Genomic DNA, 13,232 nt, shown 5'->3' on the forward strand with positions numbered 1-13,232 from the left:
GCCGCGCCGTCAGGCAGCCGCGCCGTCAGGCAGCCGCGCCGTCAGGCAGCCGCGCCGTCAGGCAGCCGCGCCCAGGGCCCCGAGGGGGTCGTCCAGCACCGGCTGCCAGGCCAGCTCCGCGGCGCCGACCAGGCTGTTGTGGTCCAGCGTGCACGGCAGGATCGGCACGCCCCCGCTGCGCCCCCACAGGCTGCGGTCGGCGACCACCGCGCGCAGCCGCTCCGGGTCGGCGTGCAGGAGCTCGCGGTGCAGACCGCCCAGGATGATCCGGTCCGGGTTCAGGATGTTGACCAGGCCGGCCAGGCCCAGGCCGAGCCGGTCGATGAGCTCCTCGACGGCGGCCCGTACCGAAGGCTCCGCGGCCTCCTCCCGCAGCAGGTCCCGGGCCTGCTGGAGCAGCGATACCTCCGGGCCGGGCGTGCGTCCCGCCGCGGTGAGGAAGGCCAGCGGGTCCGCCTCCACGTCCAGACAGCCGCGGCTGCCGCAGTGGCAGGCCCGCCCCTCCGGGTTCACGGTGAGGTGGCCGACCTCCAGGGCGAGGCCCGCACTCCCGCTGTGCAGGCGGCCGTCCAGCACCAGTGCCCCGCCGACCCCGCGGTGCCCGGTGGCCACGCACAGCAGGTGCTGTGCGCTGCGGCCCGCGCCGTGCCGGTGCTCGGCCAGCGCGGCGAGGTTGACGTCGTTGCCGGCCAGGGCGGGGCCGTCGATCCCGGCGGCCTTCACGCACTCGGCGAAGATGGCCCGTACGGGGGCGCCGGCGGGCCAGGCGAGGTGCAGCGGGTTGAGCGCCGTGCCCTCCGGCTCCGCGACCGCCGAGGGCACGGCCAGACCCGCGCCGATGCAGCGCCGCCCGGACTCGGCGAGCAGGGCGGCGCCCGCCTCGACGACCGCGCCGAGCACTTGCGCCGGGTCGGCGGAGACGGTGACCTTGCCGGGGGCGGTGGCCACGATCCGGCCGCCGAGGCCGACCAGGGCGGCCCGGAAGCCGTCCGAGTGCACCTGCGCGGCCAGCGCCACCGGGCCGTTCTCGTCCACGGAGAGGCGGTGCGAGGGCCGGCCCTGGGTGCCGCCCGCGCCGCCGGGGCGGGAGTCGACGCGGATCAGGCCGAGCGCCTCCAGCTCGGCGGCGACGGCTCCGGCGGTGGCGCGGGTGACGCCGAGCTCGGCCGTCAGTACGGCCCGGGTCGGGGCCCGGCCGGTGTGGACGAGCTCCAGCGCCGGACCGAGCGCACCGCGGCCGCGCTCCAGCTTGGCCCTCGTGGAAGCGCTGGCGGATGCGCTGGCGGATGCACTGGTGGAGGCGGTGGACACCGTGGTCACGTCCCCCACCCGCGGCGGGGCCCCGTTGCCGTTCATGACAGCGATCCTCGCATGATCGGGAGGTCCCGGACGCCGTCGGCTAGTCGAGCCCGCCGACGCGGAGCGTGATGTTCAGCCGCCCCGTGAGCCCGAGACCGGGCGGAGCGGTGCCGGGCAGGACCTTCGGCACCCCGTGGTAGGCCAGTCTGCTCGGTCCGCCGAAGACGAACAGATCCCCGCTGCGCAGCTCGACGTCCCGGTACGGGCGCCCGCGCGAGGCGGTGTTGCCGAAGCGGAAGAGGCAGGAATCACCCAGGCTGAACGAGACGACCGGAGCCGGCGACCTCTCCTCGGCGTCACGGTGCATGCCCATGCGGGAGTCGCCGGTGTAGAAGTTGATCAGCGCGATGTCGTACGCCTCCGGCGCCCCGGGGGCCGGCCCGTCGCCGTACGCGGCGGCGACACCCTGCGCGGCGCCGTCGCCGTACGCGGCGGCCACGGCGGCCCGGCCCAGGTCGGCCAGCCACCCGGGCATCGGCTTGACCGGCGCCCCGTCCCCGTCGACGGCGGTGTGCGCGTAGCCGTACGGGTACCAGTGCCGGCCCAGGCACACCTGCCGGGCGGTCATCGTCCCGCCGCCCGGGGTGTGGACCGTGCGCAGCCCCGCGGGCGGGCGGGCCCACTCCCGGCAGGCGTCCAGCAACTCCCGTTGCCGTCGCGGCCCGAGCCAGTCGGGCACGTGCACGGCGCCGGGGGCGATCTCGGTGCGCTCGCGCGGGAAGAGTTCGCGGTCCATGCCTTCCATTGTCAGTGCCTGCTGGCAGACTCCCGGCATGGAGATCAACGAGTATGTGAAGACGCTTGCCCGTGAGGGAGAACTGCTCGCCGATGCCGCCGAACAAGCCGGTACGGAAGCCCTGGTGCCCACCTGTCCGCAGTGGCGGGTGGCCGATCTGCTGAAGCACACCGGCTCGGTGCACCGCTGGGCCGCCGGGTACGTCGCCAACGCGCAGGTGGAGCCGGGGCCGTTCCCGCAGGCGCCGGAGCTCGCGGGCGCCGAGCTGCTGGCCTGGTTCCGCGAGGGGCATGCGGCGCTGGTGCGGACCTTGACCGAGGCTCCCGCCGACGTGCAGTGCTGGACCTTCCTGCCGACGGCCCCGCCTTCGCCGCTGGCGTTCTGGGCGCGGCGCCAGGCGCACGAGACCACCGTGCACCGGATGGACGCCGAGGCGGCCCTCGGCGCCGCCTTCGGGCCGGTGGAGCCGGGGTTCGCGGAGGACGGGGTGGACGAGCTGCTGACCGGCTTCCACGCGCGGCCGCGCAGCCAGGTGCGTTCCCCGCAGCCGCGGGTGGTGCGGGTCCGCGCCGCCGACACGGGCGCGGTGTGGACCGTACACCTGTCGCAGGAGCCGGCCCACACGGTGCGGGGAGACGCGCACACCGGCGGGGATCCGGCCGGTGTGGACTGCGAGCTGACCGGCGAGGCGGCCTGGTTGTACGCGGCGCTGTGGAACCGTCTGCCGCTGGCCGGTCCGGGTGTCACGGGCGATCTGGAGCTGGCCCGGCTGTGGAGCGAGACCGCCGGCATTTGAGCGGTCGGCGTGGGCTCGGGGAGCGGGCGGCGAGCGGTTGGCGAGCGGGCGTCCTTGTGACGGTGCGCCGCGCGCCGGACACTGCCTGCATGGGACGACGTACTCAGGCGGACCGGGACGCGATCACCATCGAGATCGGCTACGCGTTCGTCAACGGATGCTTCGCGGCCGCCCTCGTCTTCGGGGCGGTGTACGGCCCGTCGGCGGCCTTCGATCTCTCCCCCGCCGTCGGCCGGGTCCTGTCCGTGGCGGGCGGGATCCTTGCCGCGGTGGTGTTCCTCTTACGCGTCACCCACCTGCTGTGGCGCTTCTCCCGCCGCCCGGAGAACGACGGGCACTGACCCTCCGGCGGCGCGTCAGCCGAGGGTGGCGGCGTACGCGGTCTGGGTCCGGTACTTCCACGCCGGGCCCTCGTTCCACGGGTTGGGCATGTCCGCGCTGGTGGCGTAGGCGTAGCCGGCGCCCCGCTCGAAGGCGGTGCGGAGGGTGGCGCGCATGGCGGCGGCGTCCGGGACGTCGTGGACGAGGTGCCAGAACGCGGTCCCGGTCGGGTCGAGTTCCGTGCCGCCGCGGTAGCCCGTGAGGTCGTCGAAGACGTTGCCGCCGAGCCAACCGCCGCCCGTGTAGGCCGCGTACGTGTCCTCGTACGTCACGAAGACGTCGGCGGTGCGGTGGCCGGGCTCCAGGTAGCAGGCGGCGATGGCGGTGCCGGGGTTGTCGACGACCAGGCCGGGGACGGCGGGGTCGACGGCGTGCATGGTGTCCTCGACGTAGCGGCGCAGCTCCGCGTAGTGGTCGCGGGTGGCGTTGCCGGGGCCGCAGTCGCGGCTGACGACGTCGAAGAAGATCCCGTCGACGTGCAGGCGGCCGTCGCGGGTCTTGAGGTAGTTGTCGACGGAGACCTTGACGGCGGCGGGGTCGCGGTTGCCGTGGTCGGTGTGGACGTAGCCGAGCACTTTGGTCTTCTCGCCGGTGGCGGTGGTCCCGCCGCGCAGGGCGTCGGCGCGGGCCCGCCAGGGGGCGCCGAAGGGGGCGTCGCCGTTCCCGGGGTTGAGGACCACCACGGAGGCGGCCGGGCCGGTCGCGACGAGGTCGCCGAGCAGGGGGTCGTCGGCCCACACGTACGCGGGGACGCCGATCTCCAGGCCCCGCACCCCGGGTATCCGGGGTCTCGGCGTCACGGGCGGCGCGGGCGCCGGTGCGGGCGCCGTGACAGCCGCCGGGCCACCGGCGCGGCCCCCGCTCGCCGACGCGGTCACGGCGGGGGCGGGGGCGGCGAGTAAGAACGTGACGACAACGGCGTACAGAGCCTTCGCGGCGCGAGCCATGGCGGTTCCTCCGACGGCGCAGGGGCGCGACCCGAGGAACACTAGACGCACGACCCGCCGCGCACGGCAGAACCGTTCCCTTTGGTATGAGGAACAGACAAGCGAACCATCGCCCACCACACTCCGGACCCGGGCGGCCCGGTTTCCCGGCCGCTCGCGCGGACGCTCGCCGGCCAGGTGCCCGCCGAGGCGGCGCAACGGTGCAGGACCCCCGGCCGCGGCGAGCCCGGGCGCCCCCGGCGGAGCCACGAGAGCGGTCCCGTGGGCGCTGGGCGCCGGGGTCACGGAGCGGCCACCCCTCGGCGGGGGTACGCCTGCACCGGCGGTTCCCCCGGACTGATCGGTGCGCGTGCCGGCGCGAGCCGGCCGCTACGGCCAGCGCCCCGCGGCCAGGTGTCACCACCCGACGGCGGTCGCGGCGACGACCCCGGCCAGGTGCCACCACCCGGCCACGGTCGCGGCGACGACCCGCGGCCGGGTGCCGCCACTCGGTGGCGGTGGCGGTGACAACCCCCGGCCAGGCGCCACCACCCGACGGCGGTCGCGGCGACAACCCCCGGCCAGGTGCCACCACCCAGCGGCGGTCGCGGCCCGGCAGGTCCGCCCTGACCTGCGGCGTCGCCGGTCGCCGCCGGAATGGATGTGTGCCCGATTCCGCCGCGCCGGTGGTGACCGCCACCCAAGTCGGCCACACCGCCGGGGTGTTCCTGCTGGTGCCGCTCCGCGACCGGCTCCCGCACCGCTCGTTACTCGTCCACCCTGCTGCCGCAGGCTGCGCCCACTCTGGCCGGCGGCACTGCGGGCCCGTGCCTTCGGGGGAGCACTCAGCGAGGGGCTGGAGCGGCTGGCCCGTACCTGGTGGTGGCGGTCCACGCCGGGTTCCCGGCAGTGCGGACCTGCCTGGGCGCCCCCTGCGCACCGGTCCAACGTATGGGCCGGCCCGACACCCCGCTCGCCGCCGGGGGCCTGGGGGATCCCTCAGCCCTCGGCGCGCTGCTGCTCGACGGCGACGCAGTGCGGCAGGGTCGTGAGCCAGGCCGGGGCTTCGCCCCGCGCCCCGACACCCGCAGCAGGCTCAACACCGCGTGCATGACCGGCGCGGCAGCGCGGCCTCCCGGCTCGGGCAGCGCGTGACCGCCCCGTCAGCCGGCGGTGGACAGCCCGACGCCGTGCGCCAGTTGGCCGGCGGCGTGTGCGAAGAAGGTGGTGCGGTCCTCGACGACACGGTTGAACTGGCCGAACAGCTCGAAGGAGACGAGCCCCACGAGCTGCGCCCAGGCGGCGACGAGGGCCGCGGTGACCTCCGGGGGCAGACCTGGGGCGAAGTCCGCGGTCATACGGACGGCTTCGGGCCGCAGCTCGGCGGGGAGCGGGGGCAGGGCCAGGCCGCGGCCCTCGTAGGCGACGCGGACGATGCCGATGAAGGTGTTGCCGACGCGGGAGGCGGGGCCGACGGTGTCCTGGGGCGCGGTGTAACCCGGAACCGGCGAACCGTAGATCAGCGCGTACTCGTGCGGGTGCTCCATCGCCCAGGCGCGTACGGCCTCGCAGACGGCCATCCAGCGCGCGCGGGGGCTGCCGTCGGCGGCGACGGTACGGGCGTCCGCCTGCTCGGCCGCGGCGCCGACGCTGTCGTAAGCGTCGACGATGAGCGCGGTGAGCAGATCGTCGCGGCTGGGGAAGTAGCGGTAGAGGGCGGAGGAGGCCATGCCCAGCTCCCGGGCGACGGCGCGCAGCGACAGCTTGGCGGCGCCTTCCGCCGCGAGCATGCGGCGGGCCTCGTCCTTGATGGCGGCGGTTACCTCGATACGGGCCCGTTCCCTGGCCCCTCGCATGGTGCTCATGTGAGCCAGTGTGCCACGCGGCCAGAGCACTGCACAAAAACGGGATCGGTGCACCGCTTCGAGAGCACCGCTCTTGCTTTGGTGCACCGATCCGTGCACACTGATCTCAAGCGAGAGCAGTGCTCTCCCAATCGCCTCGGAGGCCACCATGAACGCGCCCACCCCGTACTACGTCCAGGCCAGCCCGCTGGCCACCCGCTTCAACTCGCTCCTCGGAAAGCTGGCCCGCATGGGCGTCAGCCTGGCCGGTTCGGCGGAGCTCTCGGTCCGCGGCCGCAAGTCCGGCGAGATGCAGCGGATCCCGGTCAACCCGTTCACTCACGGCGGGGACCAGTACCTGGTCTCCGCCCGCGGCCACTCGCAGTGGGTCCGCAACATGCGGGTCGCCGGCGGCGGCGAACTGCGCGTGGGCCGCAAGGTGAGCGCCTTCACCGTCACGGAGGTCACCGACCCCGCGGAGAAGGCCGTTGTCCTGCGCGGATACCTGGAGAAGTGGGGCTGGGAGGTCAACCGGTTCTTCCAGGGCATCACCGCCCAGTCCTCCGATGCCGACCTCCGGAAGGCATCCGCCGACCACCCGGTCTTCCGGATCTCCGTCGTCGCTGGATGACCCGCCAGCCGGCCGACGCCCACCCTCCTCCGAGCACCCGGCACCCGCCCAGGAGCGGCACCCACCCCATGCCCCACCCAGGCAGTCCTCCCTGCGGCACCCGCGCAGCCACTGCCCGCATTCCGCCCCCGCGCCCCCGGCCCCTGGCACCCCGCCCAGGAGCGGCACCCACCTCATGTCCCGCCGCGGCGGCCCCGTACACGGCGCCCGGGTACGCGGCGGCGGCCCTGCCATCGAGCCCGGCAAGACCGCCCACCACCTCCCCACCTATGACGCCCCTCCCGCGGGAGGCCCGCCTCAGCCCTGGCCGCGCCTCCGCACCTGGCTGGCGTCGATCAGGTGGAGCGCCTTGCGCACCAGCGGGTACGCCCGCACCATGTCGGCCAGCGTCATCGAACCGCGGGTGAGCCGGGCGAAGGCCCGCCAGGCCGGCCGGAGGCCGGTGATCGCGGCGTGCAGGAGCCCCGGCTTGGCCTCGAAGGCGTTCAGCATCCGCTTGCCGACGCCCATCTCCACGCCCAGCCCGGCCTTGACGGCGAAGGCGTAGTTCAGCGCCTGCCGGCGCGCGTCCACCGCGTCCTGCGCCTCGGAGATCTTCACGGCCCACTCCCCCGCGAGCCGCCCCGAGCGCAACGCGAAGGAGATGCCCTCCCGGGTCCACGGCTCCAGCAGCCCGGCCGCGTCGCCCGCCACCAGCACCCGGCCGCGCGAGAGCGGCGAATCGGGCTTGCGGCAGCGGGTCAGGTGCCCCGAGGAGACGGCCGGCTCGAAGCCGGCCAGCCCCAGCCGGGCGATGAAGTCCTCCAGATACCGCTTGGTCGCGGCGCCTTCGCCCTTCGCCGAGATGACCCCGACGGTGAGGGTGTCGCCCTTGGGGAAGACCCAGCCGTAACTGCCGGGCAGCGGGCCCCAGTCGATGAGCACCCGGCCCTTCCAGTCCGCGGCGACCGTCTGCGGTACGGGGATCTCCGCCTCCAGGCCGAGGTCCACGGTGTCCATCTCGACCCCGACGTGCGCGCCGATCCGGCTCGCGCTGCCGTCCGCTCCGACCACCGCCCGCGCCAGGACGGTCTCGCCGTCCGCGAGCACGACGGCGACGGTACGACGGTCCGGTACGGCCGCGCCGTGCTGCTCGACCCGCGAGACCGCCGTACCCGTGCGCACGGTCGCGCCGGCCTTCTCGGCCTCCGCGACCAGGGCCGCGTCGAACTCGGGCCGGTTGACGAGCCCGAACAGCGTCTTCTTCGAGCGCCGGGTGCGGGTGAACTTTCCGTTCAGGGAGAAGGTGACCGCGTGGATCCGGTCCTTGAGCGGCAGGACGAAGCCCGGCGGAAGGGCGTCCCGCGAAGGGCCGATGATCCCGCCGCCACAGGTCTTGTACCGGGGCAGTTCGGCCTTCTCCAGCAGCAGGACGCGCCGCCCCGCCGTCGCCGCCGCGTGCGCGGCCGAGGACCCGGCCGGTCCGGCCCCGACCACGACCACGTCCCACACCTCGCCCAGCCCGCCCACCGCGTCCACCTCACCGGTGGCTTCCTCGGACGTGTCCCCTGCCGCTACGTCGCGTACGTCGTCGTCGCTGCTCACGATGTGCTGATGCTCCTGATCATGCGTTGCCCGATGCCGGGGAAATCCTACGGCGCGAGAGCGCCTCGCTCCGCTGTGCGAGGATCGAGGCTGCCTTTCGCCGTACCCGCCATACGCACACCCCGCGGATGCGGGAGGCGTACAAAAGACAACAACGTCGCACCCAAGAGGAGCGTGCCCATGTCGCCCAATCCGATCGCCGAGACCATCGCCTCGCTGATGCCCCGCGCCAAGCAGGAGCTGGCGGAACTGGTGGCCTTCCAGTCGGTGGCGGACTGGGCCCAGTTCCCCAAGAGCGAGAGCGAGGCCGCGGCGAACTGGGTGGCCGACGCCCTGCGCACCGAGGGCTTCCAGGACGTGGCGCTGCTCGACACCCCCGACGGCACGCAGTCGGTGTACGGCTTCCTGCCCGGCCCCGAGGGCGCCCCGACCGTTCTGCTGTACGCGCACTACGACGTACAGCCGCCGCTGGACGACGCCGCCTGGATCTCCCCCGCCTTCGAGCTGACCGAACGCGACGGCCGCTGGTACGGGCGCGGCTCGGCGGACTGCAAGGGCGGGTTCATCATGCACCTGCTCGCGCTGCGCGCCCTGAAGGCCAACGGCGGTGTGCCGGTGAGCGTGAAGGTGATCGTGGAGGGTTCGGAGGAGCAGGGCACCGGCGGCCTCCAGCAGTACGCGGAAGCGCACCCCGAGCTGCTCACGGCCGACACCATCGTGATCGGCGACGCGGGAAACTTCCGGCTGGGCCTGCCGACGGTGACGGCCACCCTGCGCGGCATGACCCTGATCAAGGTCAAGATCGACACGCTGGGCGGCAACCTGCACTCGGGCATGTTCGGCGGGGCCGCGCCCGACGCGCTGGCGGCGCTGATCCGGCTGCTGGACTCGCTGCGCGCGGCGGACGGTTCGACCACGGTCGACGGTCTGGCCTCGGACGCGGTGTGGGAGGGCCTGCAGTACCCGGAGGCGGACTTCCGCGCCGACGCGAAGGTGCTGGACGGGGTCGAACTGATCGGCGAGGGCACGATCGCGGACCGGCTGTGGGCGCGTCCGGCGGTCACCGTGCTGGGCATCGACTGCCCGCCGGTGGTCGGGGCGACGCCGTCGGTGCACGCGAGTGCGGGTGCGCTGATCAGCCTGCGCGTGCCGCCGGGCGTGGACACCACGGAGGCCATCAAGCTGCTGGAGGCGCACCTGGTGGCGAACACCCCGTGGAAGGCGCGCCTGGAGCTCGAGGTCGTGGGTCAGGGCCAGCCGTTCCAGGCGGACACGAGCAGCCCGGCGTACGCCTCGATGGCGCAGGCGCTGGAGGCGGCGTACCCCGGCCAGGAGATGCAGGTCAGCGGCATGGGCGGGTCGATCCCGCTGTGCAACACGCTGACCTCGCTGTACCCGCAGGCGGAGATGCTGCTGATCGGTCTGAGCGAGCCGGAGGCCCAGATCCACGCGGTGAACGAGAGCGTCTCGCCCGAGGAGCTGGAGCGGCTGTCGGTCGCGGAGGCACTGTTCCTGGTCAACTACGCGGAGTCCAAGCGCGCCTGATCGCCGGGCGCGCCTGATCGCCGGGCGCGCTTGATCGCCGAGCGCGCCCGATCGTCCGGCGCGTCCGAGGTCTGCGCTGTCGGCGTACTCCGCTCCCGGCGAATCGCCTGCCGGGAGCGGATGCGTCGGGCGTACGTTCGGGGAATGGATCTCGTCGAGGTACTTCCCGGGCGGCTGCACATGCTCCGCTTCCCCATCGGCCAGGCGTACCTGTGGTGCGACGGTGAAGCCCTGACGCTCATCGACGCGGGCCACGCCGGCTCCGCGCCCGCGATCGAGGGGGCGATCCGCTCCCTGGGGCTGCGGCCGGAGCGGCTGGAGCGGGTCGTGCTGACCCACTGCCACCGCGACCACGTCGGCGCGGCGGGCGAACTCGCGGCCCGCTGGGGCGCGGAGATACTGGCGCACCGGCTGGACGCACCCGCGATCCGGGGTGAGCTGCCGGTCCCGGAGCCGGATCTGCTGGACTGGGAACTCCCGCTGTACGCACACGGGTTGACGGTGCCGGAGGCTCCGCCGACCCGGGTGGACCGGGAGTTGGAGGACGGCGACGCACTCGGCTTCGGCGACGGCGCGGTGGCCGTCCATGCCCCGGGGCACACGCCGGGCAGCATCGGCCTCCATCTGCCCGCGCACGGCGTGCTGTTCACCGGCGACTGCATCGCCGCCATCGGCCCGGTGATGCTGGGCGTCTTCAACGTGGACCGCGCCGAGGCCGTCAGGTCCCTCCACCGGCTGGCGGCCCTGTCCCCGTCGGTGGCCTGCTTCGGCCACGGCGACCCTTTGACCGCGGGCACCGCCGCCGCCCTGGCCGCGGCGGCGGCGCCACAGCACTAGGGCGTCGGGCGGCCCGCCTCCAGGTACAGCGGCCGGCCCCGCTCCCGCGCGCGCAGCGCCCAGCGCAGCCGCTCGTACCGCTGCCGCGGGAGCAGCCCCGCCGCCTCCGCCTGCGTCACGAACCGCCAGGCCCTCAACTCGGGCCCGGGCAGGCGCAGTCCGGCCGCGTCCGTGTCCGAGAGCCGGCCGCCGTCGAAGAGCAGCCGCAGTCCCCCGTATCCCGGAGGCACGGGGGGCTCCCAGTCCACCACCAGCAGCTCGGGCGGCCCGGCCAGGGTGAGGCCCAGCTCCTCCTCGACCTCGCGCATCCCCGCGCGCGCCGGGGCCTCGCCGGCCTCGACGATGCCGCCCGGGAACTCCCAGCCCGCCTTGTACGTCGGATCCACCAGCAGCACCCGGTCCTCGGCGTCGAAGAGCAGCACCCCGGCCGCCACCGTCTCGGCCGTCGGATGCGGGGTCTGGACGATGTCGCAGGCCCGCGCCGTGTCGGTCCGTACGGCTTCGGCGATCCGCTCCGCGGTCTCGCGCACGCTCAGCGCGCCGTTGTCGATGACGTACGCGTCTGCGGTGAGCCAGCCCAGCGCCTGCTGGTAGGCGGGGATGTGGTCGTACGCCCATTGCCGCACCCGGAGGTCCACGTCGTGCGCGGGCCCGGGCTCCTCGCGGGTCGCGATCCGGTGGCGCAGGATCGTTTCCCCCGGGGCGAGCAGGACATGGCGTACGGGGATCCGGCGCGCCGCCAGTCCGCCGAAGATCTCGTCCCGGTACTCCTGCCTGAGCAACGTCATGGGCACCACCAGCACCCCGCCGAGCTCCGCGAGCATCGCCGCCGCCGTGTCCACGACGAGCCGGCGCCAGCTGGGCAGGTCCTGGTAGTCCGAGACCTCCGCGAGGCGCTTGCGCGGCAGGAGCACGCGGAGCGCGTCGCCGATGAACTCCGGGTCGAACAGCGTGCTGTCCGGCAGGATCCCGGCGAGTTCGCGGGCCGTGCTGCTCTTGCCGGCGCTGAAGGTGCCGTTGATCCAGACGATCACGTCTGCCCCTCTCCCCATGTGGCCCCCATGGCCCGTCCAGAGCCCCCAGTGGCTTGCCCGCACCACCCTGCCACGGAAACCCGGTTATCGGCCGAGTGCTTATCCTCATGGTCAGAGCCGTGACCAGCCCGCATCACACATCGCCACACATCGCCTCGGAGGTTTCCGTCCCGTGCCGCAGACCCGCCGCCCGTCCGAGCCCCGCTACGGCAACCGGCCGACCATGAAGGACGTGGCGGCCCGGGCAGGCGTCGGCCTGAAGACGGTGTCCCGCGTGGTCAACGGGGAGCCCGGCGTCACCCCCGACACCGAGAAGCGGGTGCAGGAGGCCATCGAGGCCCTGGGTTTCCGCCGCAACGACAGTGCGCGCGTGCTCCGCAAGGGCCGTACGGCCACGGTCGGCCTGGTCCTGGAGGACCTCGCCGACCCCTTCTACGGGCCGCTCAACCGGGCCGTGGAGGAGGTCGCCCGCGCGCACGGGGCGCTGCTCATCAACGGCTCCAGCGCCGAGGATGCCGACCGCGAGCGGGAGTTGGCGCTCGCGCTGTGCGCCCGCCGGGTGGACGGGCTGATCGTGATCCCGGCCGGGGACGACCACCGCTACCTGGAGCCGGAGATCCGGGCGGGCGTGGCCACGGTGTTCGTGGACCGCCCGGCGGGCCGGATCGACGCGGACGTGGTGCTGTCGGACAGCTTCGGCGGCGCCCGGGACGGGGTCGCCCACCTGATCGCGGGCGGCCATCGCCGGATCGGGTTCATCGGCGACCAGCCCCGCATCCACACGGCCACCGAGCGACTGCGGGGCTACCGCGAGGCGATGGCGGCGGCGAGGCTGCCGGTGGCCGAATCCTGGGTCTCGCTGGGCTCGACGGACCCGGAGCGCGTCGCGGCCGCGGCGCGGTCGATGCTGGCGGGACCGGATCCCGTCACCGCGCTCTTCGCGGGCAACAACCGGGTGACGGTCACGGTGGTACGGGTCCTGGCGGCCGGGTCCCGTCCGGTGGCGCTGGTGGGCTTCGACGACTTCGAACTGGCCGACCTGCTGCGCCCGGGCGTGACGGTGGTCGCCCAGGACGCGGCGGCCCTGGGCCGGGTGGCCACGGACCGCCTCTTCCAACGCCTCGCGGGACGCGAACTCCCCCCGTCGCGCATCGAACTCCCGACCCGCCTGATCCGGCGCGGCTCGGGCGAACTCCCGCCGGTCAGCGGATGAGGCCGCGCAGCACGGGCACGGCCGCCCCGGCGGCCGACAGGCCGTAGAGCACGGCCAGGGCGGGGTGCGTACCGCCGAGGCGGCTCAGCACGCCCACCGCGCAGCCGATGAGGACGGCGGTCACGAGCACGAAGGCGGTGTGCAGGGTCAGGAACGGCGCGGGGCCCCGGTCATCGGGGTTCTGGGGTGTGGTCATGTTCTGATTTCACCTGCCCGCACGCCTTGGACCTGCACGGACGGAACGAATTCCGGCGGATCCGATCACCGTGGAACTCCCCGGAACGGTCCGGGTGTTCCGGGGTGTTCCACGGGCGCTCCGGGGTGTTCGTGGAAGTTCGCCGCCGTT

13 protein-coding genes are annotated in these 13,232 nt (G+C 74.3%); 6 read left to right on the forward strand and 7 right to left on the reverse strand.

Features of this window, described 5'->3' with window-relative positions:
• Positions 1 to 57: 57 nt before the first annotated feature.
• Positions 58 to 1,356 carry an ROK family protein gene (locus ACFWBF_RS06315; RefSeq protein WP_385596037.1) on the reverse strand — a complete coding sequence of 433 codons (1,299 nt, stop codon included), beginning with the start codon at positions 1,354 to 1,356 and terminating at the stop codon, positions 58 to 60.
• Between the two features lie 43 nt (positions 1,357 to 1,399).
• A complete protein-coding gene (locus ACFWBF_RS06320) occupies positions 1,400 to 2,095 on the reverse strand; it encodes an alpha-ketoglutarate-dependent dioxygenase AlkB family protein (RefSeq protein ID WP_385596040.1) in 696 nt (231 codons plus the stop codon).
• Between the two features lie 37 nt (positions 2,096 to 2,132).
• Here ACFWBF_RS06320 and ACFWBF_RS06325 point away from each other — a divergent pair, with 37 nt between their 5' ends.
• Complete coding sequence (locus ACFWBF_RS06325) at positions 2,133 to 2,891, forward strand: maleylpyruvate isomerase family mycothiol-dependent enzyme (protein WP_385596043.1); 759 nt, start codon at positions 2,133 to 2,135, stop codon at positions 2,889 to 2,891.
• An 89-nt stretch (positions 2,892 to 2,980) separates the two neighbouring features.
• Complete coding sequence (locus ACFWBF_RS06330) at positions 2,981 to 3,232, forward strand: DUF6332 family protein (protein ID WP_385596046.1); 252 nt, start codon at positions 2,981 to 2,983, stop codon at positions 3,230 to 3,232.
• 15 nt (positions 3,233 to 3,247) lie between these two features.
• On the opposite strand, the gene ACFWBF_RS06335 is transcribed toward ACFWBF_RS06330, so the two are convergent.
• Both ACFWBF_RS06335 and ACFWBF_RS06340 read right to left on the reverse strand, forming a co-directional pair.
• Positions 3,248 to 4,219 carry a spherulation-specific family 4 protein gene (locus ACFWBF_RS06335; protein WP_385596048.1) on the reverse strand — a complete coding sequence of 324 codons (972 nt, stop codon included), beginning with the start codon at positions 4,217 to 4,219 and terminating at the stop codon, positions 3,248 to 3,250.
• A gap of 1,142 nt (positions 4,220 to 5,361) precedes the next feature.
• Positions 5,362 to 6,063, reverse strand: coding sequence for a TetR/AcrR family transcriptional regulator (locus tag ACFWBF_RS06340; RefSeq protein ID WP_385596051.1), 702 nt, complete (start codon positions 6,061 to 6,063; stop codon positions 5,362 to 5,364).
• Positions 6,064 to 6,211: 148 nt separating this feature from the next.
• Here ACFWBF_RS06340 and ACFWBF_RS06345 point away from each other — a divergent pair, with 148 nt between their 5' ends.
• Positions 6,212 to 6,673: a nitroreductase family deazaflavin-dependent oxidoreductase gene (locus tag ACFWBF_RS06345; protein ID WP_385596054.1), complete on the forward strand. Its 462-nt coding sequence runs from the start codon at positions 6,212 to 6,214 to the stop codon at positions 6,671 to 6,673.
• Between the two features lie 297 nt (positions 6,674 to 6,970).
• Here the strand turns inward: ACFWBF_RS06345 and ACFWBF_RS06350 are convergent, their stop codons facing one another.
• Positions 6,971 to 8,257 carry a geranylgeranyl reductase family protein gene (locus ACFWBF_RS06350; protein ID WP_385596057.1) on the reverse strand — a complete coding sequence of 429 codons (1,287 nt, stop codon included), beginning with the start codon at positions 8,255 to 8,257 and terminating at the stop codon, positions 6,971 to 6,973.
• Between the two features lie 180 nt (positions 8,258 to 8,437).
• Between ACFWBF_RS06350 and ACFWBF_RS06355 the strand changes: the two genes are divergently transcribed.
• Both ACFWBF_RS06355 and ACFWBF_RS06360 read left to right on the forward strand, forming a co-directional pair.
• Positions 8,438 to 9,802: a dipeptidase gene (locus tag ACFWBF_RS06355; protein WP_385596060.1), complete on the forward strand. Its 1,365-nt coding sequence runs from the start codon at positions 8,438 to 8,440 to the stop codon at positions 9,800 to 9,802.
• Positions 9,803 to 9,946: 144 nt separating this feature from the next.
• Positions 9,947 to 10,639 (forward strand): MBL fold metallo-hydrolase, encoded by a 693-nt coding sequence (locus ACFWBF_RS06360; RefSeq protein ID WP_385596063.1) that lies wholly within the window; start codon positions 9,947 to 9,949, stop codon positions 10,637 to 10,639.
• On the opposite strand, the gene ACFWBF_RS06365 is transcribed toward ACFWBF_RS06360, so the two are convergent.
• Positions 10,636 to 11,673, reverse strand: a complete 1,038-nt coding sequence (locus ACFWBF_RS06365; RefSeq protein ID WP_385596066.1) for an NUDIX domain-containing protein — start codon at positions 11,671 to 11,673, stop codon at positions 10,636 to 10,638. The genes ACFWBF_RS06360 and ACFWBF_RS06365 overlap by 4 nt on opposite strands.
• A 172-nt stretch (positions 11,674 to 11,845) precedes the next feature.
• Here ACFWBF_RS06365 and ACFWBF_RS06370 point away from each other — a divergent pair, with 172 nt between their 5' ends.
• Positions 11,846 to 12,886, forward strand: coding sequence for a LacI family DNA-binding transcriptional regulator (locus ACFWBF_RS06370; RefSeq protein ID WP_385596069.1), 1,041 nt, complete (start codon positions 11,846 to 11,848; stop codon positions 12,884 to 12,886).
• Here ACFWBF_RS06370 and ACFWBF_RS06375 read toward each other — a convergent pair.
• Entirely contained in the window at positions 12,876 to 13,082 is a 207-nt protein-coding gene (locus tag ACFWBF_RS06375; protein ID WP_385596072.1) for a hypothetical protein, read from the reverse strand. The two genes, ACFWBF_RS06370 and ACFWBF_RS06375, sit on opposite strands and share 11 nt — an antisense overlap.
• Positions 13,083 to 13,232: the final 150 nt, after the last annotated feature.

The sequence above is a fragment of the Streptomyces sp. NPDC060028 genome, from assembly GCF_042736725.1.
In the GTDB taxonomy this organism is placed as follows: Bacteria; Actinomycetota; Actinomycetes; order Streptomycetales; family Streptomycetaceae; genus Streptomyces.